The organism is Halapricum desulfuricans (genome assembly GCF_017094465.1).
Lineage (GTDB): Archaea > Halobacteriota > Halobacteria > Halobacteriales > Haloarculaceae > Halapricum.
This window is the reverse complement of record NZ_CP064791.1, coordinates 1,459,693-1,478,926: the sequence shown is the minus strand read 5'-3', so window position 1 is coordinate 1,478,926 and position 19,234 is coordinate 1,459,693. Positions and strand designations below refer to the sequence as shown.

Below are 19,234 nucleotides of genomic sequence, written 5' to 3'. Positions count from 1 at the left end.
TCCGAATCACAACCCCCCGTCCACGTCCAGCGAGACGCCCCAGCGCTCGTCGTCGTAACTCCGCTGGCGTTCGCTGTCGAACTGCTGTTCGATCGCCCGCCGGAGCATCTCCTTGCCTTCCCGGTCGATCCGGGCGAGCTCGTCGGCCTTCGCGACCGGCAGCGGCGGCCCGCGCTCGGCGGCGATTTCCCCGAGGACGTGTCGCGTTAGCTTTTCACGGACGGTTTCGTCCTTTGTGATCGCGTGAGGTGCTTCGACCCGGTAGGTAATCTCCGTCCGCGGATCGTAGACGACGAAAAACGTCACCTCGTAGGCCTCGGGGGCGAGCGAGCGGTCCAGACCCAGTCCGTCCCCCTGCGTCGAGAGCAGTCGGTCGGTGCCGAGTCGGGACCGGAACCAGTTCGTGCACGTGAGCACGTCGGTATCGAGGTCGCCGTCCTCGCGGCGTTCGAGGATCTGCGAGAACAGGGCGGCGTCGTTGACCCAGGGCGCGTTCGTCTTCGAGCGAAGCACCCGGATGATGGCGTTGCTCGCGCTGTTTTTCACGAATCCGATCAGCGGCACGTTCCGTTCGACGAACGTCTCGACGAGATCGACGTAGTTCTGAATCACACTGCGGGGACGCTCGTGATCGTGCAGGAGGTCGGCCAGTTCCGGATGCCGATCGGTCCACTTCAGCAGCCCAGTGGGATAGATCGGCCCGTCCAGGATGAGCAGGTCCTCGACGACGTCGGCCTGCAACTGGGCGTGGTGGCTCTCGGCGAGATACAGCGCCAGCGCGTGCACGACTGTCTGCGCGTATCGGTCGACTCGGGGGACCTGGATGATCCGCTGGCGGGTGTACCCCTCGTCGTAGGCCAGCCACTCGTCCTCCTCGACGTCGACGGTCGCGTCGTTCGTGTGGGTGCTGACGACGACCGTGCGGCCGCGGTGGAGGTCCAGATCGGAGGGGACTGCGCTCATCGCGGCCTGGGCGACGTCGAGCACGAGGCCGTTTTTGAACGTCGTGGGGTTGATCGTCCCCGAATCCAGGCCGTGCTGGGTCGGGAACGCCGACTCCTGGAGGGCGGCGTCCTCGAGATTGACGACGCGGCGGCGCTGCTCGCCCAGCGGTTCGAGAACAGGCTCGCCGTCGGCATACAGCGGATCGAGAAACTCGGCCCAGACCGTCTCCGCGAGGTCCCGGTGGTCGGTGTCGGGGACCCCGTCGCTGAGGCGGCCGGCGAGTCGCGCGATGCCGTCGACGTGCACCGGATCGAGCGTCATAGCGGACCTTCGTGAGTGGGAGTCAAAACAGCCGCGGTCGTCTGTCACCCGACTCGCCAGGGCGACCCAACCGGACGGAAGCATCTATCGCCGGAAGACGGGTCAACGGCGACGACCGAGATGGAACCGAAGGCTTGCCGCCGTCGCGATTGCCGCCGCAGCGGCGAGACATAAGTACAGTTCTCGAATACCGACCGTGCTGACCAGCCAGCCCGAGCCGAGCTGTCCGGCGACCCGTCCGATGCCCATGCCGACGGCAGTCAACAGCGCCTGTCCGGTGGCAGCGAGCGTCGTCGGGGCGTACCGATGGGTCATATTCACAGCCGCGAACAGGAACAGCGCCACGCCCGCACCGGAGAGCAACTGCACCGCGACCGCAAGCGGCGTGATCGCTGTCGCACCCAGCAGGAGATACCCGCCAGCGGTGGCCCCGCTACCGGCGGTGAGAACCGTCCGGTTGTCCAATTCCGCGCGAGCGAGAGCGACGAACACGGCCGCCTCCGCGACGGTCTTGACGAGCCACGCGAGACCAGTCACGGTGTCGCCGCCGGTAAGATCGCGCAAGTATACTGAGAGGAACGCGTCACCGGCGGAGTACGATCCGGCGACGAGGGCAGCCACGAACAAAAGCAGGAGAAACCGACGGTCACTCAGCAGTGTGACGGCGTCGCGTCGGAGATCCGTCGAGAGGTCCGCCCGCGGGTCCGAGAGTCCCCAGACCGCGACGAAGACGACCCCCATCCCGAGCGCGTAGACGTAGAACACCCAGTTCAGTCCGAACGCAGCGACGATCCAGCCGAGCAGGAGACTCCCCACGCCGAAGGCGACGCTTCCGACCGCCCTGACGTGACCGTACTCCAGCCCCTGTGAGAGCACCATCGAGTTGGCGACTGGCAGGATCGGGGCCCGGAAGATCGAGACGAGCAGCGTCCCGACGATCAGGAGCCCGAACACCCAGGGGACCTGTGTCGCGAGTGGAAAGAGCAACACCGCGAGTGCCGAGACCGAGATCGCGACCAGCAGGACAGCCCTGGTCGCGTTGTATCGATCCGCGAGCACGCCCCACACCGGCTGGGCCACGAGCCCGCCGGCGACGAGCAACGCGCCGAGCAACCCCATCTGTGAGCCCGAGAGGCCGACGTCCTCGAAGAACGCGTTCCGAAACGAGACGAGCCCGTTCGAGGCTGCGAAGTACGTGAGATAGACGAAATAGTACCGATAGACAGTGCCCTCCGCCTCGAGCGCGGCCGACAGACCGTCACGTGATACGGAAACCACTCCATGGAGAGTTCATCGACGAGGCGCTTAGCAGTGTTCATTCGTCCGCGACAGACGGGATCGAGTCGGGACGGTCCGCTAGTGCTCGCTCGATTCGGAGTGGTCCCGAAGACTTCGGACGATCGCCTCGGCGACTTCCTCGAACTCCTGTATGGTCACCTCGTCGGTCGTCAGCAACACGCCGGCGCGTTCGGTCCCGACCCGGAGGAGGTAGCCGTTCTCGAACGCCCGGATCGTGAACGCGTAGGGACCCAGTTCGGTCTCGGTCGTCTGATAGGCGTTGTTGGTGTCCCGGAACCCGCGCCACTCGTGACCGACGAACGTGTCCAGGTCGGCGTCGCGTTCGAGGTCGCTCCGGAGGTACAGCTGCTCGAAGTCCGACCGGCTGAAGTACGTTACCGATCGCAAGCTGTCGCCGGTCGCCGTCCGCGCGATCGAGACGAGTTCCTCGGCCAGTGTCTCCGAGAGGATCTCTGCCATACGCCACACTGCTCGCCATACGTGCATAAAGATAGTTGACGTTCCGGGCCGTCCGGAATCACCCGAAACGTCATCATCGCAGGTGACGACAGCCACCGCCGACGCCCCTTCTCGACGGTCCGTGGAGATATCAAGAACTATTACGCTTGCGAGTCAACTTTTCGCGTATGGACGTCGGACTCGTAATTCTCGACGGCTGGGGACTGAACGACGACGAAACCGCCCGCGACGCCGTGCGCGCCGCGGACACGCCGAACTTCGACAAGTACTGGGACGCCGGTGCACACAACCGCCTGGAGGTGTCTGGCCGGCGCGTCGGGCTGCCGGAGGGCCAGATGGGCAACTCCGAAGTCGGCCACCTCAACATCGGTGCCGGTCGCGTCGTCAAGCAGGACACGACCCGGATCACCGACGACATCGAGGACGGCACGTTCTTCGAGAACGACGAGCTCGTCGCGGCGATGGACTACGCCGACGAGCACGACGGGCGGGTCCACTTCATGGGACTGGTCTCCGACGGCGGCGTGCACTCCCGGCAGACCCACCTGCACGCGTTGATCGAGATGGCCGCCGACCGGGGCGTCGAGGCTGTCACCCACGCGTTCATGGACGGCCGGGACACCTCGCCGACCGGCGGCGAAGGCTACCTGACCGAACTGCAGGACGTTATCGACGAGAACGGCACCGGCGACGTCGCGACCGTGACTGGCCGGTACTACGCGATGGACCGCGACCAGAACTGGGAGCGCACCAAGCGCGCCTACGACGCCATCGTCTCGCGTGAGGGCGACTATCACGCTGAAACCGCTGTTGAGGCCGCTACACAGTCCTACGAGCGCGATACGACGGACGAGTTCATCGAGCCGACGACGATCGAGGGCGGCGAGACCCTCGACGATGGCGATGCCGTGATCTTCTTCAACTTCCGGTCGGATCGAGCCCGCCAGCTCACCCGGATGCTCAACCGGATCCGGCCCGAGGACTGGGAGTACGACCTGGAGCCGCCGGAGACGTACTACGTCACGATGACCCAGTACGACAAGACCTTCGACGTCCCGGTGGCCTACGGACCCAACCAGCCCGTCAACACCGTCGGCGAGGTCGTCTCCGAGGCCGGTATGACACAGCTTCGGCTCGCCGAATCCGAGAAGTACCCCCACGTCACGTACTTCCTCAACGGCGGCCGCGAGGTCGAGTTCGAGGGCGAGATGCGCGAAATCGTCCAGAGCCCGGACGTGCCGACCTACGACCACCAGCCGGAGATGTCCTGCGCGGAGGTGACCGACACCGCGCTCGAATACATCGAGAGCGACGATCCGAACATGATGGTGCTGAACTACGCGAACCCGGACATGGTCGGCCACACCGGGGACTTCGACGCCACGGTCGCGGCCGTTGAGGCGGTCGACGAACAGCTGGGGCGGCTCGCGGAGGCAGTCATGGACGCCGGCGGAGAGCTACTGGTCACGGCCGATCACGGCAACGCCGACGATCTCGGAACCGAGGACGACCCCCACACCGCTCACACGCTCAACGAAGTTCCGATCATCTATCTCGACGCGAACGGCACCGACGGCGGTCGATCGGTGCGCGGCGGCGGGACGCTCGCGGACATCGCACCGACGATGCTCGAGATCATGGGCGTCGACAAGCCCGGAGAAATGACCGGCGAAAGCCTGCTCGAATAGGCTACCAGCCTCACTTCGGCCTCATCAAACCGTTACGGCGGCAATTTTGTCAGAGAGTGAGAAACACTCACACGTTATTTCCTGTTGGCGGCACAATATGTCGTCCACAATGGTCGAGACGATTCTGGCTCCGACAGATGGGAGCGAACACGCACAGCGCGCGGCCGCGTACGCGATTGCGCTGGCCGAACGCGAGGGCGCAACGCTACACGCCCTGTACGTCGTGGACACCGACGAGTTTGGGGAGCCGGCTCTGAGCACCACCGAAATCGTCGTCGCCGAGGAGGAAGACCGGGGCCGAGAAGTGCTGGCGGCAATAGCTGAGGCCGCCGGGCAGCGCGGCATCGCCGTGAAAACGACCTGCCGTCATGGGGTTCCCGACGAGACGATCGAAGCGCACGCGGACGAGATCGGGGCCGATCTCATTGTCCTCGGCGAGCGCGGCCAGACCCACGAACGACGCGAGGGAACGGTCACCCGGGAGCTACGAGGTGACGACGACCGCGTCGTCACGATCGGCGACATCTGACCTGTCGGCAGTATCTGATTTGCTGGCGACACTGTGTCACGACGATCGTGAGCAGCGCGTCCTTCGAACCGCTGCAGCCGCGATGCTATCGCTGTCCGCCAGCCCGCCCCTCCGATGGAAGACACTAGATACCACTTGAAACCACTCAATGGTTATGAACGGAACTTTTATCAGTCTGAGGGTTGTAGGTGGGAGTGAGATGAGTGATTCGTACACCACCCCCGTCACGACCGCATTCGAGTTGCAGCGACGCACGCTCGAGAACAGCCAGCAAGCGTTCGAACAGACCCTCCAGTTCCAGCAGCGAATGAGTCAGGCGATGCTCGACAGCGTGGAGAGTCAGGCGTCGGCCCAGCGCCGCGGTGTTGAGCTGACCCGGACGATGTTCCACAGCTACTTCGACGCCGTCGAGGAGAGCGTCCCCGGTAGCGAGACGACCGTCGAGCAGCTGCGCGAGACGGTCGACGAGCAGATTGACTTCCTGCTGGAGAACCACGAGGACGTCTTCGAGACCATCGAGTCGGAGGTCGCCGACGGCGTCGAAACCTACGACGAGCTCTCCGAGGACTACGTCGAGACGCTCGACCAGCAGGTCGAGATGTTCGCCGAGGCCCACGAGGATCTCCAGTCCCAGTCCGTCGATGCCACCGAGCAGATGGCCGATCTGTTCGAGGACTTCAGGGACCAGACCGAGGAGATCCAGTCCCAGATCCAGGACGTCCAGCAGCAGGCCGTCGACGTCGAAATCGAAGAGTAGCGCTGCCAGCCGCTTTTTGACCGTCCGGCCCGATTTCTCTCTGCTCGATTGAATGAGTAGTCCTGATCAGTCATATAGTTGTCCAGATAGTGTGTCTCGGTATCGTTGTGCTCTGTAGAAACCGCAAGGGAACCATCTTTTTGTTCGGTTTGAAACCGGAGTCTGCAACGAAAACGACCCCCACTGCTCGCCAGTAGTTGGAGGCTTTGATGACTCAAGAGTTCCCACGAAAATCCATTCGAATACTAAAACCAGGAGATACCTCTATCGGGACTTCTATGTACGCTACACTAGTGCTGTGCTAGTTCATCGTTCTCCCTCTCAGATCGACTTTCATCTCACCTTTCAGACTGTCACACGGAAGTGGAAGTTTACATGAGCAGTGGCAAAGTCTGATGACGGTAAGCACCGATTTTGGACACACGCGCAACATCGTATCATAAGCAGCCCATACTAGTCGATAATTCGTTTATAACTATTCTCGTCGCCTGTGAATTGTTATATCTATGTTAAGTCATAGTAATTTAGCGTCCCCATTGCAAGTATCATTCAGCGATACAATTGATCGGACCATAGCTGACGTCATTGAATTCGTTCCGGTTCTGCTCGGTGCGCTGCTCATACTCGTCGTCGGGTATATAGTTGGTCGCATACTTGGAGGGATAGTCACCCGGGTCATTCGTCGTCTCGGTGTTGACCGCTATGCCGAAGATACCGCGGTCGAAGAACTCGGGGACGGTGATGGTGACGCCATTGCAAATGTTTTGGGGAAGATTGTCGCGTACTACGTCTACTTTGTCGCGATAGTCGCTGCAGCGAGTGTGTTGGGTATCAGCGAACTCACCGATATGCTGGCCGATATCGGAGTCTTCCTCCCGATAATTCTCAGTGCATTGTTCGTCCTCGTAGTCGGATTCATCGTGGCGCGGATTATCGGAGACATCGTGTCCGGCGTGGTTGACGGGTTCAACCTCGGAGAGTTGCTGCGAGAGACCCCACTCGAACAGTTCGGGGAGAGCGAAGGCGAATTCGGAGGTATCGTTGGCAAACTGGTCACGTACTACATCTATTTCCTGACAATCTTGACAGTCGCAGATATTCTCCGCATAGACGCCCTTTCGAGTTTGCTCGGCGACTTTGCCGGCTATCTACCGGCGTTGGCTGCTGGCTTCATCGTGTTGTTGGTCGGCATCTGGCTGGCCGAACGGGTCGCAGATCTCGTCACTGAAGGAGGGGATAGTCGGCCTATCTTGGTGGCCAGTCTGGCAGTCAAGGTCTTTATTTATTACCTCACAATCACGATTGTGTTGTCCACAATCGGGATTAACGCGTCGCCACTAACGAGTTTGTTTACGGCATTCGTGGTGGCGTTCTTCGGTGCGCTGGCGCTGGCGCTGGCACTTGGCATCGGCATCGCTGTCGGTCTAGGGGGCCAAGATTTCGTTGCCGAGAATATCGACGGATGGTTCGGCACCGCCAAAGAGACCATGACCGAGGAGCAAGACACGACAGGCGAGTAGAAGGTCCAACCACTCACGACTCCAGTCGGGTTATCTCAACATGGCTGCGCAGGGAGATACACCAGCTGTCTAGGATCGGCCAACCGATTGCATCTACCGCCGATTCTGACAAAGAACGGAACGTAGGTGGAAAAACGGTTGCGGACACGGCGCAAGTCGGTCGGCAGGAAATCCGCTCCTTCGAGAGTATCGGATCGGGAATCATAGCAGGTAAACTGCTCGGGCAACTGGCGGCTACGATTCGAACGACGCCCCGATCGCCGCCGCAATCGCTTGGAGGTCGGCCTTTCGGAACGTGGAGTCGTCCGCTGTCTCCGGCGACTCCGCGATGCCGACCTGCGCTCGAATCAGTCGGCGCATCCGCGCCGTCGATGGACGCTCCGTCCCGGTGATATCTATCTCGAGCGCCTCACAGATCGCCTGCAACTCCTCTTTCGTGAACGACGCCTTGACCTCCCGTTCGAAGCGATCTGTCGCTACTCGAATCGCGTTCCGAAGCTCGTGAGCAGTCGGACTCATGGTTTTGCACTCTCCTGTCGGCATCTTCACGGTTCCGACTCGGTAGCAACGAGACGTGTGAAGTACCTCGGGGACAAGCCCCGAGGCTTCCCTGTTTAGGGTCGGCACCGCGCCCGGCAAGGGAATTTAATTCCCTCCGACCTTCCCCAGTGAAGGGGTCGGCTGGAATTCACACCCGAACACACCGCGTGTGTCCGTGGAGGTCGGTCGCTCCACTCGACCCGTTGAAACCCCCGTCTCACGCCCAATGGACCGTGTTGAGAGGGGCCACGTTTCCAAATCTGCGACACGGCCAGCGCGGAATTGAGGTCTGCAACTCCGCCTTTAGAGGGTGTTCTCTGACCGTTACAACCACGTAGTATCTCTGTTATATTAATTGCTTGGATTGCTGCACGGGTGACGGGCTTCACCCTCGGGGTCAAGTCGTCCGAGAATCTTCGATTCTCGTGATCACGGAAATCTTTGATTTCCGGATGACCCCGAGGCACTCGCCCTACTCTGCCTGTAGAAGACGGCTCGGATCAGGCGACCTGTTCGAACCAGTCTTCGACGCGTCCGACCGGCGCGTCGGCGGCCTCCGCGATCGCCTCGGGGTCCGATCCAGCCAGGTCGTCGACGGTCTCGATGCCGGCCGCACGAAGACGATCGGCATAGGTCGAGCCGATGCCGTCGACGGTCTCGATGTCGGGGGCTGCCGTTTCGTCTGCAGCCGCCTCGTCGGCCGTTTCGTCTGCACTCTCTTCCTCAGCCACGCTTTCCTCGTCGGCTTCCTGCTCGCGGGAGCGCTCGATGAACCAGTCGGCGACTTCGGGCCAGACGTCCTCGTGGGTGCTCGAAGAGACGGCGAGCCCGACGTGTCCCGTCGAGTACTCGATGATGCGGGTGTCCTCGCTGGGGATGACGTCGTTGAACGGCTTGCTCGCCGACGGCGGGACGAGGTGATCGTACTCGCCGAGGATCTGGAGGACGGGCATGTCGATGTTCTCGATGTCGACGTGTTCGCCGTCGAGTTCGAGTTCGTTGTTGTAGAGCTTGTTACCCTGATAGATGTCCTCGAGGAACTGCTCGTAGGTCGCGCCGGCCACGTCGACCCCCTCCTCGAGCCACTGTTCCATCCGGCTGAAGTTCTTCACGAACGCCTCGTTGTCGAGGTTCTCGAAGAACTGGACGTACTTGGTGACGTAGTTCTGGACGGGATCCATCAGCGCGAACCCCTCGTCGAGGAACTCCGCCGGGACGTTACCGAAGGTCTCGATCACAGTCGAGGGGTCGTAATACTCCTCGTCGCCCCAGCGCTCGAGGACGCCGCCGGTCTCCTCGAAGTACAGTCCGGTGGCCATCAGCCCGAGCGCGTTGATTTTCTCGGCGTGCAGCGCGGTGTACATCGTACTCATCGTCCCGCCCATGCAGTAGCCGAGGACGTTGATCTGCTCCTGCTCGGAGCGCTCGCGGACGACGTCCACGCAGTTGTCGATGTACCGGTTGACGTAGTCGTCGAGCGTGAGGTGCTGATCGAGACGCGAGGGCTCGTTCCAGTCGATCAGGTAGACGTCGTGGCCGGCCTCAAGCAACCGGCGGACGACCGACCGATCGGGCTGCAGATCGAGGATGTAGGGCCTGTTGATGAGCGCGTAGACGACGAGGATCGGCACGTCCTCGCGCTCTTCGGCTGGCACGTCGATGCCTGCCGCTTCGGGATCGTAGTGGAGGAGTTCGAGCTTGTTCTCCTCGTAGACCACGTCGGCGGGCGTCCCGCCCACCTCGACCTCCTGCATCGTTTCGAGCCGGTCCTCGAGGACTGCGGCTGTCTCGACTGACTCAGTCAGCTTTTCGAACCCCTGTCGCTGTGCGTCGATCACTGGTCGCATTGGGTTGAACATGACGCTCACTCCTCGAGTGCGTCGAGGACGCGGTCGAGTTTGTCTTCGATGTCCTGCTGGCGCCGTTCGAGTTCGACGAGCCGCTCGCCGACTTCGACGACGTCCTCACGCGTAGCGAGGCCGAACTCGGCGAGTGACTCCTGGGTGACGTCGTCGGCCTCCTGGCGGAGTTCGAGCATCGACTCGATGAGCTGTCCGTTCGCGGCCGCGAACGCGCTCGTCTCCATCACTTCCTTGAACGCCTTGTTGGCCGACTGCAGCCAGATGTCCCGGAACTCCGTGGCATCGACCTCCTCGCCCCGGGTTGCGTCCATCGACCGCTCGAACATCTGCTCGGCAGCGTCCATCCAGACCTCGTAGGCCTCGTTGTAGCCTTCGACCCCCTCGGCGAGGACCTCCTCGTCCGGCTCGGACTCGGCAAACACGTCGTTCCAGGACTCCACGAACGCCGTCTGTGCCTCCATGCTCTGTTCGAACGACTCGGAGAGCGCCTCGTTCATCTCGTCGACCATCTGATTCCACTCGTCGATACCGTCAGTCGTGTCGCTGTCGTTGCTCATGTATTGTATGGGTCGCGCACGAAAGAAATAACTGCCGCCCGATCAGGCGTCGCCGGCCTCGACGGCCTGTTCCTGCACGTCTTCGACCGTCTCGGCAGCCTGTTCCTGCACGTCCTGGACCTGCTGCTGGACGGTTTCGGCCTGAGACGCCATCTCCTCGACAGCGTCGACGGACTGAGATTCGAGGTCCTCGTGGGCCTCGACGAGCATCGATAGCTGGTCGTCCAGCGCGTCGAACATCTCCTCGGTCAGCTCGTCGTAGGCGTCGTAGCCGTCGCTGGTCTCCGCCTCCAGCGTATCGAACGCCTCATCGTGGTTCTCCAGCAGGTACTCGAACTGCTCGTCGATCGCTGTGCGCATCTCGTCGACGGGCGCGTCCGCCCCGGGGACGCTCTCCTCGAGGGCGTCGAGGTAACTGTGGATCGCGGTCTGGCTCAGATCGACGCCGCGGCGCTGGGCCGACTGCTGGCTCTCCATGCTGTCGAGCACGGCTTGCCCGACCTGTTGCTGAAACTGTACGCCCTGTTCGAGGGCGGCCTGTCCCTGTTCGATCGATGCGCGCTGTAGCTCGAATGCGGTCGTGACGGGTGTCGTGTAGTCTGTCATGATTACTCACTTCGGTTGCGTTTGACTGGGAGGACGACGGCCTGGACGATGTCTCCTTCCTCGATATCGAGTGCCTCACGTTCGGCGTCCGGAATGGATATCCGGCCGCCGCTCTGCACGCGAGTCTTGAACGTCGCCAGCTGGCTCATCGCACCGAGCTGGTTCATGTCCATCCCCGACGCCCCACTCCCCATCATCGAGCGAAGGAGCTCCTGCTGCTGCTCAATCGCCTGCTCGCTCGCTTCCTGAAACATCGTCGGCGGCCACGGGAAAGTGTCGTCCTCGTCTGTCATCTGTCATTGTAGTGTATCCCCGCTATACACATAAGTGTTCCCCTCTATACCATCTGATACCATTCAATGGAAACAGCGGATCGAAACGCCAGCCGTCGTGGCGAGTGGTGTTTCCGTCGCGTCTCCGGGAGCGTTCGATCCCTGGCCGCTCTTTCAATGCGGTGGGAAGCGCTCAGGGGTTTCATATCACGGGCGGATCGAGTTACGGACGATGTACAACGGATCAACCAACGGGTTTTGGACAGGTGCGGAGGGCTGTAGCGATGCGTAACGCGAAAATCGTCTGTACACTCGGTCCGGCGTCGGATTCGACCGAGGAGATCACGGCCCTGGCGGAGGCCGGGATGTCCGTCGCGCGGTTGAACGCCAGCCACGGCTCGCCCGAGCAGCGCCGCGAGACGATCGATCGGATTCGGGCGGTCGACGAATCGGTCGACCATCCGGTCGCGGTCATGCACGACATCCCCGGCCCGGAAGTCCGGACGGCCGACATCGACGAGCCGATCCATCTCGAGGCCGACTCCCGGGTTCGATTCTATCAAGGCGACGACGCCACGCCCGAGGCGGTCGGGTTGTCGCTGGACATCTCGGCCGTCGAGGCGGGCGATCGGGTCCTGCTGGACGACGGTCGCATCGAAACCATCGTCGAGGAGGTCGACGGCAGCGACATCTACGCGCGCGTCCAGAACGGCGGCGAACTTCAGGCGCGCAAGGGCGTCAACATCCCCGGCGTCGAACTCGGCCTGCCGACGGTCACCGAGAAAGACCGCGAGGAACTGAAAGTCGCAGCCGAAAAACAGGCCGATCTGGTCGCGGCGTCGTTCGTCCGGGACGGCTCGGACATCCGCGAGATCGCCGACACCCTCAACGAGTTCGGCGCCGACATTCCGATCGTCGCGAAGATCGAGCGCGCCGGCGCCGTCCAGAACCTCGACAGCATCATCGAAGAGGCCTACGGCATCATGGTCGCTCGCGGCGACCTGGGCGTCGAACTCCCTCTGGAGGAGGTCCCACTCTACCAGAAACGGATCATCCGGAAGTGCAACCAGGCGGGCGTGCCCGTGATTACGGCCACCGAGATGCTCGATTCGATGGTCGAGTCCCGGCGGCCGACCCGCGCAGAGGCTTCGGACGTGGCCAACGCCGTCCTGGACGGCACGGACGCGGTGATGCTCTCGGGGGAAACCGCCATCGGCAACCACCCCGCACGCGTCGTCGACACGATGGCCAGTATCGTCGAAGAAGTCGAAAACAGCGAAGAGTACGAAGACGTCCGCAGACAGCGCATCCCCGAAGCCGACGACACGCGGGCTGACGCGCTGGCTCACGCCGCCCGGTTCCTCGCCGAAGACGTCGACGCCACCGCGATCGTCGCCGCCAGCGAGTCGGGTCACTCCGCGCTGAAGATGGCCAAGTTCCGGCCCTGTGTCCCGATCATCGCGTCGACGCCGAACGACCGGGTCCGGCGGCGGCTCGCCCTCTCGTGGGGCATCCACCCGACTACCATCCCCTACACCACTGAAGGCGCGGACGCTATCATCCAGAACGCTGCCGAGTCAGCGCTCGACACCGGGATCGTCACGGACGGTGACAGGCTCGTCGTCATGTCGGGCATGATGACCGAACTCGAAGGGGTCGACAGTTCGAACATGCTCAAGATCCACGTGGCCGCGAAGACGACCGTCAGTGGCGACGCCGTCATCGGCGGCATCGTCACGGGTGAACTCCACCGCGTCGAGGACGGCGACCTCTCGGACGTTCCCGACGGATCGATTGCGGTCGTCCCCTCGGAGTACAGCGGCGAACTGACTGGTGACACCGAGCACATCCACGGGATTGTCGGCGGAGAACGCGGTATGAAACCCGGCTCGACGAGCCACGCTGCCGTCCTCGCTCGCGAGCGCGACATCCCGATGATCGCTGACGCCGAGGTCCCCGACGAACTCGAAGACGGGGACGTCGTCACGCTCGACGCCGAGCGGGCCATACTGTATCGTGACGCTGTCGACGATACCACCTCGCAGTAGTCGGCCTTCGTGACGGACGCCCGCAAAAAACGATATCCGAGCCGTGTGCTGCCGTCGTCTCAGCGCGCCGTGAAGCCGCTGTCGACCATGAGCGCTTCGCCGTTAGTGAACGACGCGCCGTCGGAACACAGCCACAGGACGGCGTCGGCGATTTCTTCGGGTTTGCCCAGTCGGTCCTGAGAGTGCATTCCTTCGATCCACTCCCGGACGTTCTCGTCGGTACTGATACCGGCATCGTCGAGCATCTGGGTCTCGATGAAGCCTGGACCGACAGCATTGACACGGATGTCCTGATCCGCGTACTCCCAGGCGGCGGTCTTGGTCAGTCCAATCACACCGTGTTTGGCGGAGACGTACGCCGAGGAATTCTCGAAGCCGACCTTTCCGAGAATCGACGCCATATTGATGATGACACCGCCGTCGTCCTGGTCGGTCATCTGACCAACCTCGGCTTTCAGCGAGCGCCAGACACCGTTTAAGTTGATGTCGATCGTCTGCGTCCAGCTGTCTTCGGGGACGTCGCCGGCTTGCTGATCCCCGCCGGGGACGCCGGCGTTGTTGACCGCGTAGTCGAGGCGGCCGAACTCCTCGACGGCGGCCTCGACCATCGCCTCGACGTCGTCTATACTCGTGACGTCTGTCGAGACGTATACGGCTTCCCCACCGTTACTCTCGATTTGCTCGACTGTGTCTTGTCCACCCTCGTCGTCGACGTCCGCGACGACAACGGACGCTCCGCTCTCGGCGAACTGGGTCGCTACTTCCCGCCCGATGCCCGAAGCGCCACCCGTGACGGCAGCGACGCGGTCACTGAAATCAAAGTCAGCCATACATACTACAACTGAAGCCGATGGTATATGTGTATTTGGTTGTTTCACTCACACTAGAAAATAACAGAGGGAGCAATATCAAAACGAAGTGCGAGGTTTCTACAGGCGGAGCAGGCCGAGTGCCTCGGGGTCGTCCGGAAATCTTCGATTTCCGTGATGACGAGAGACGAAGTCTCTCGAACCACTTGACCCCGATGCGGTTCACCGCAGGGTCACGGCAACTGCCCGCGTCACCACCGATGATGAACGTAATCGTAGACGTATTCTTCGTAAATGTCTCGGACGGCGCCGTGGGTCTCGTGTGAGAGTGGGGCTAGATCGGCAGCAGCGATATTTTCTCGGACGTGTGCAGGAGCGGTAGAGCCTGGGATAACAGTCGTCACCGCCTCGTGATCGAGAACCCAGCGAAGCGTGAACTGCGCCATCGATGCTTCCGCGGGGACGAGTCGGCGTATGTCTTCGACAGCCGTTAATCCGGACTCGAAGGGTACGCCCGCGAACGTCTCTCCGCCCTTGCGGCCGACGCCCGCTTCGACCCCCTCCTCGGCGGCGACCCGACGGTGGTCGTCCTCGTCGAGACTCTCGATATCGTGAATCGCGTCCGCGAGCAGTCCCGATGCCAGCGGGACGCGGACGATGATACCGACGTCCTCGTTGGCGGCGCGCTCGAAGAACCGTTCGGCCGGCCGTTGGCGCAGCGGGTTGAAGATGATCTGGACCGACTCGACGACGTCGTACTCTATGGCCTTGCCCGCTTCTTCGACTTTCTCGACGCTGACGCCCGCGTGGCTGATCTCACCCTCCGATTTGAGGTCCTCGAGCACCTCGAAGGTCTCGGGCTCGTAGAACGCCGCCGTCTCCGGACAGTGCAACTGGACCAGATCCAGCGTCTCCACGCCGAGTCGGGCCTGCGAGCCCTCGACGGATTCGCGGAGTCCGGCCTCGGAGTGGCGCCCGTCCTCGTCGGGGGCAGCCTTTGTCGCGACGCGGATCTCCTCGGCATCGTCGCGCTCTTCGAGAACCGCACCGATGAGCCGCTCGGCGCGTCCGTCCCCGTAGACTTCGGCCGTGTCGACGAAGTTCGACCCGGCGTCGAGAGCCGTGTGGATCGACTCTTTGACGTCCTCGTCGGCAACGTCTCCCCAGACCGGGCCGACGTTCCACGTCCCGAGTCCGGTCTCCGTCAGGTCCATACCCGTCGATCCGAGTGTGCGCTTGCGCATGAGTACTAGGTGGTCCAGCCCGGAGAAAAAGATAGGGGCGGAAGCCGATTTGTCGGAATGTGTCACCCGGCCCTACTGCGCCGCAGTATCCCGAACCAACGCGGCCAGATCGTCCCAGAACCCGTCCTCGTACTTCGTTGCGCTGTCGATCGTCGGTCGAGCATTGGTTTCGTTGACCACTGCCCGATCCTCGGTCACCAGCAGGTCGACGCCCAGGTAGTCGATATCCAGCACGTCAGCTGCGCGCTCGGCCAGATCGCGGAGTTCGGAATCGAGATCGACACCCTTCGCTTCGGCGCCGCGGTGGACGTTGTGCTTCCACTGGCCGCGCTCGCGAGCGTCAGCGGGCAGGCTGCGTTCGACCGCGCCGACGTACTCGCCGTCGAGGACCATCACGCGGTAATCCCTGGCGTCGGGCAGATACTCCTGGAGGAGATACGAGCGGTCGCCGGTCGCCCGGTAGTCCTGGACCAGATCGAGGTAGTCCGTCACGCCGAGCAGCGAATCGAGATCCGCCACCTTCGCGACGCCGGTCCCGCGGGTCGTGGAGTTGGGTTTGACGACGACCGGCGGATCGAACGCCTCGGCGGCGGCCGCGACAGTCTCCTCGTCAACGGGGTTGGAGATTATCGTCGTCTCGGGGACCGGAACACCGGCTCGTGAGAGGCGTGCGAGCGCGTCGGCCTTGTTCCGGGATCGGAGGATCGCCTCGCGGCCGTTGATCCAGGGAACCGAGAGCCCGGCGTCGACGACGCCGCCCTCCATGATCCGCGACGGGTAGACGAACCCCACGTCGACCGCGGGGAGATCGGGGTTCGATAGCTCGAAGGTCCGCTGACTCGACTGGAGAGAGACGGCCTCGATCCCGCGCTCGACGAGCGGATCGATCATCCGCTCGTAGGTCTCTGCCTGCGTGGTGACGGCAAGCCGGAGCGACATGCCGATTCACCCGCCGCTGACCGGCGGGAACAGCGCGAGCTCGGCGTCAGCGTCGAGAGTCGTCCCGTAGCCGTCGGCCGTCTCGAAGGGATCGGCGCCGTCGACGAGCAATCGGACGTGCTCGGCCAGTTCGCCGTCTTCGTACACGTCCGATTTGAGGTCGGGATGGCGCTCGAACAGCGCCTCCAGCGCGTCTTCGACGGTCGCATCGCCATCGAGATCCAGGGCGATATCCTTCCTGCCGGCCGTCTCGGCCAGGTTGGCGAACAGCTTCCACTCCATACCCGGCTAGGGGGGAGCCGCCGCAATGATACTGACGGTCGGCGAGACGAATCGAAATCGCCAGACGCGTCACGACGATCCGATGTCCGGCACCGAACGGGCAGCTGCCGCGGCCTCAACGGCCCGGAGCTCGTCGGGTGCCGCGATGACGTAGATGGATTCGCCGCCGCCGAGTACGCGATCGCGCGACGGGAGCGTCTCGATACCGCCCTCGGATTCGGCCGAAATCACTGCGACGACTGTCACGTCGAGCGCACCGACCGGGGTTCCAGCCAGCGCGCCCTCGGGGCCGATTTCGACGATGCCCATTGTCTCTTCGGCCGCTCGCAGCAGCGAGACAAACTCCCGGTCCGGACGGGCGTCTGTCGCGAGTGTGACCAGCCGGTAGCGCTCGTCGGGATCGAGTTTCGCCGTGTCGGCGGCGTCGACCGCGACAGTAACGACTTCGCCCGACGCCGCTCTAATTTCACCGTTGCAACGCCGTCGGGTCCCGTCTTCGGACCAGATCTGAACGAGGTCGCCGGGTCCAGCCGCATACGAGGGGTCCGCCCGGATCGCCATCGCGACGCTCTCGGGAGGGAGCGTCGGGCCGAGGCCCGCGATCCGGCGACCGACTGCGAGGTGTGTGACCGTCCCGTTGTCGAGTTCGAGGTCGACGTGGCCGACGCCGTAGTCGGTCTTGAGGCGTGTGATAAGTCGCTCTCGAAGCTGTGCGACTGTCAGCCCCCGCGGGAAGAGCAGCGACTGTCCGGCGAGCGCCTCTTTCGTCTCCGAATCGACCGGCTCGTAGCCGACGATGTCGTCGATTTCGTCAGGTAACTCGACGGTGATGACTCGCCCGCCCGCTCTGACGACCCGCGTCAGGTCGTCGAGCGTCTCCATCCCGCTTCGCGAGAGCAGGGCCACGCCGGTTCGGTCGCCCGCCCGGTGGCCGATGACGCTTGCGACCGAACTCACGATGACAGCACCGATGTTGAACGCCGCAGCCGCGAGGCTGATCGTCGCCGCACCGTCGATCACCTGTCCGAGCGCCGTCTGCGTGTTGAGATACGCCGCGACGACGCCGAGTCCGACCAGGACGATCGCTCCCGTCGGCGCGCGCTGTGTCACGTACCAGCGATACCCCAACGTGGATATCATGGCAGCAAGCCCGGCGGCGATCGCGAGTCCCGCGATCCGGCTGAGCGGCCCGGCCACGTCGGCGAGCGCGAGTTGCAGTGCGTTCACGCAACCACCTCCCCGAATCGATCGAGTGCGTCCCTCGATCCCACGGCGAACAGCTCGTCGCCCGCTGCGAGTCGACGGGTCCCCTTCGGGGCGAACTGCCAGCCGTCACCCGTTCGGGCGGCCAGCACGGCGACCCCGTAACGATCCCGAACGTCCGCTTCGTCGAGTGTAACGCCGTCAAGCTCGCTCTCGGAGCGGACTGTCAGCCGTCGGAACCGCTTTCCGGCCCGACGAAGCAGCGAGAGCACCTCGTACTCCCGGCGGACGCCACGGGATTCGACGATCACCGTCGCGCCGTCGGCGCGGAGGAGCGTCTCCACGTCGGACCCCGCGACCGCGAGCGTGACCTGTCCGTCCCCGCCGCCCGTCGTCGGCGCGCGCGCCGGTGCCAGCTCGGCCGGTGTCTCGGCACCGGTCGGTGTCTGTTCCGCCGGGATCGCCGCAGCCGTCTCGTCGGCATCAGGTCGCGTCGACCTGGCGCTGACGACCTCGCCACGAACACGCCCGTCCGGCGTCACCGCCACCACCAGATCGCCGCGAGCCAGCCCCGTCGGCACGAGCGCGTTCACCGAGACCGCTTTCCGATTTCCCTCAAGTCGCCGTGACAGCCCCGAGAGCGGCGGTGCGGCGGCGACGCTTGCCGACCCCGATTCGTCGATCGAGGCCGACACGTCACCCAGTTCGAACTCCGTCCGGAGGCGTTCGGCCAGCCGCGCCTCCAGCTCCGAGACCTGCAGGTCCGCAGGCAGTCGCCAGTCGCTGTCCCGGATCGCAGCCCGGAGGTGTTCAGGTAGCGGGGGGTACCCCTCGATGTCAGCGACGTCGCCGGTCACGCGGATCCGGATCTCGTTTCGCCCACCCACCATCTCGACGAGATCCGCAGAGAGGGTGCGCTCGCCGAGCGCGCGCAGCGAGAGCCGACGGGGGACCGACGCCCCGAGCTGGTCGCCCTTGGCGTGAGCGTATAGCGACATCATCATCACGACCAGCAATCCGGTCGTGACCGTCGGCGCGTTCGTGGAGGCGAGAATCGTCGGATCCGCCAGCGCGAGCAGGCCGCCGTTGATTCCCGCAAGCGCGACTGCCAGCACGACGACACCGAACCCCGGGAGCGTCACGCCGGTCACGTACTTGAACAGGAAGCCGAGCACGCCCGAGACCAGCGCCGGGATGATCCCGGTCAACACCCCCAGATAGAGCCCATAGACGATCGCGACGGGGAGTGGTTCCATATCTGCGTAGGGACGCGCCCGCCAGTTAGTGCTATCGGCGTCGTCGGCGCGAGTAGCCCCGCTGCCTTCGAACGGGCAGGCCACTTTCGGAGCGGGAT

19 protein-coding genes are annotated in these 19,234 nt (G+C 63.5%); 5 read left to right on the top strand and 14 right to left on the bottom strand.

Annotated elements, in window-relative coordinates; genetic code table 11:
- Positions 1-6: 6 nt before the first annotated feature.
- The 3 genes from HSEST_RS07545 to HSEST_RS07535 form a co-directional block, all read right to left on the bottom strand.
- The gene (locus HSEST_RS07545) at positions 7-1,266 is read right to left on the bottom strand and encodes a DNA double-strand break repair nuclease NurA (protein ID WP_229120302.1); all 1,260 of its coding nucleotides are present in this window, start codon (positions 1,264-1,266) and stop codon (positions 7-9) included.
- Between the two features lie 102 nt (positions 1,267-1,368).
- Positions 1,369-2,544 carry an MFS transporter gene (locus HSEST_RS07540; RefSeq protein ID WP_229120301.1) on the bottom strand — a complete coding sequence of 392 codons (1,176 nt, stop codon included), beginning with the start codon at positions 2,542-2,544 and terminating at the stop codon, positions 1,369-1,371.
- 78 nt (positions 2,545-2,622) lie between these two features.
- Positions 2,623-3,024, bottom strand: a complete 402-nt coding sequence (locus HSEST_RS07535) for a DUF7522 family protein (protein WP_229120300.1) — start codon at positions 3,022-3,024, stop codon at positions 2,623-2,625.
- Positions 3,025-3,191: 167 nt separating this feature from the next.
- On the opposite strand from HSEST_RS07535, the gene gpmI reads away from it, so the two are divergent.
- From gpmI to HSEST_RS07515, 4 genes are all read left to right on the top strand, one after another.
- Positions 3,192-4,712 carry a 2,3-bisphosphoglycerate-independent phosphoglycerate mutase gene (gene gpmI, locus HSEST_RS07530; RefSeq protein WP_229120299.1) on the top strand — a complete coding sequence of 507 codons (1,521 nt, stop codon included), beginning with the start codon at positions 3,192-3,194 and terminating at the stop codon, positions 4,710-4,712.
- Between the two features lie 109 nt (positions 4,713-4,821).
- A complete protein-coding gene (locus tag HSEST_RS07525) occupies positions 4,822-5,241 on the top strand; it encodes a universal stress protein (protein ID WP_229120298.1) in 420 nt (139 codons plus the stop codon).
- A 199-nt stretch (positions 5,242-5,440) separates the two neighbouring features.
- Positions 5,441-5,998 carry a hypothetical protein gene (locus HSEST_RS07520; RefSeq protein ID WP_229120297.1) on the top strand — a complete coding sequence of 186 codons (558 nt, stop codon included), beginning with the start codon at positions 5,441-5,443 and terminating at the stop codon, positions 5,996-5,998.
- Between the two features lie 536 nt (positions 5,999-6,534).
- Positions 6,535-7,518 (top strand): mechanosensitive ion channel family protein, encoded by a 984-nt coding sequence (locus HSEST_RS07515; RefSeq protein ID WP_229120296.1) that lies wholly within the window; start codon positions 6,535-6,537, stop codon positions 7,516-7,518.
- Positions 7,519-7,752: 234 nt separating this feature from the next.
- On the opposite strand, the gene HSEST_RS07510 is transcribed toward HSEST_RS07515, so the two are convergent.
- The 5 genes from HSEST_RS07510 to HSEST_RS07490 all read right to left on the bottom strand — a co-directional run bounded on the left by HSEST_RS07510 (position 7,753) and on the right by HSEST_RS07490 (position 11,376).
- Positions 7,753-8,037 carry a hypothetical protein gene (locus HSEST_RS07510; RefSeq protein WP_229120295.1) on the bottom strand — a complete coding sequence of 95 codons (285 nt, stop codon included), beginning with the start codon at positions 8,035-8,037 and terminating at the stop codon, positions 7,753-7,755.
- A 521-nt stretch (positions 8,038-8,558) separates the two neighbouring features.
- Positions 8,559-9,905 (bottom strand): class III poly(R)-hydroxyalkanoic acid synthase subunit PhaC, encoded by a 1,347-nt coding sequence (gene phaC, locus HSEST_RS07505; protein ID WP_418886508.1) that lies wholly within the window; start codon positions 9,903-9,905, stop codon positions 8,559-8,561.
- Between the two features lie 17 nt (positions 9,906-9,922).
- On the bottom strand, positions 9,923-10,477 hold the full coding sequence (locus tag HSEST_RS07500) for a poly(R)-hydroxyalkanoic acid synthase subunit PhaE (RefSeq protein ID WP_229120293.1): 555 nt from the start codon (positions 10,475-10,477) through the stop codon (positions 9,923-9,925).
- A 42-nt stretch (positions 10,478-10,519) separates the two neighbouring features.
- Positions 10,520-11,083, bottom strand: coding sequence for a hypothetical protein (locus tag HSEST_RS07495; protein WP_229120292.1), 564 nt, complete (start codon positions 11,081-11,083; stop codon positions 10,520-10,522).
- Between the two features lie 2 nt (positions 11,084-11,085).
- Entirely contained in the window at positions 11,086-11,376 is a 291-nt protein-coding gene (locus HSEST_RS07490; RefSeq protein WP_229120291.1) for an AbrB/MazE/SpoVT family DNA-binding domain-containing protein, read from the bottom strand.
- 263 nt (positions 11,377-11,639) lie between these two features.
- On the opposite strand from HSEST_RS07490, the gene pyk reads away from it, so the two are divergent.
- Positions 11,640-13,403, top strand: a complete 1,764-nt coding sequence (gene pyk, locus HSEST_RS07485) for a pyruvate kinase (RefSeq protein ID WP_229120290.1) — start codon at positions 11,640-11,642, stop codon at positions 13,401-13,403.
- 59 nt (positions 13,404-13,462) lie between these two features.
- On the opposite strand, the gene HSEST_RS07480 is transcribed toward pyk, so the two are convergent.
- From HSEST_RS07480 to HSEST_RS07455, 6 genes are all read right to left on the bottom strand, one after another.
- On the bottom strand, positions 13,463-14,233 hold the full coding sequence (locus HSEST_RS07480) for an SDR family oxidoreductase (protein ID WP_229120289.1): 771 nt from the start codon (positions 14,231-14,233) through the stop codon (positions 13,463-13,465).
- A 230-nt stretch (positions 14,234-14,463) separates the two neighbouring features.
- Positions 14,464-15,456 (bottom strand): aldo/keto reductase, encoded by a 993-nt coding sequence (locus HSEST_RS07475; RefSeq protein WP_229120288.1) that lies wholly within the window; start codon positions 15,454-15,456, stop codon positions 14,464-14,466.
- Positions 15,457-15,528: 72 nt separating this feature from the next.
- Positions 15,529-16,395, bottom strand: coding sequence for an ATP-grasp domain-containing protein (locus HSEST_RS07470; protein ID WP_229120287.1), 867 nt, complete (start codon positions 16,393-16,395; stop codon positions 15,529-15,531).
- A gap of 6 nt (positions 16,396-16,401) precedes the next feature.
- Positions 16,402-16,677: a ubiquitin-like small modifier protein 1 gene (locus HSEST_RS07465; RefSeq protein ID WP_229120286.1), complete on the bottom strand. Its 276-nt coding sequence runs from the start codon at positions 16,675-16,677 to the stop codon at positions 16,402-16,404.
- Positions 16,678-16,746: 69 nt separating this feature from the next.
- A complete protein-coding gene (locus HSEST_RS07460; protein WP_229120285.1) occupies positions 16,747-17,904 on the bottom strand; it encodes a hypothetical protein in 1,158 nt (385 codons plus the stop codon).
- Positions 17,901-19,136 (bottom strand): potassium channel family protein, encoded by a 1,236-nt coding sequence (locus HSEST_RS07455; RefSeq protein ID WP_229120284.1) that lies wholly within the window; start codon positions 19,134-19,136, stop codon positions 17,901-17,903. Before HSEST_RS07455 ends, HSEST_RS07460 begins: the two co-directional genes overlap by 4 nt.
- Between the last annotated feature and the right edge of the window lie 98 nt (positions 19,137-19,234).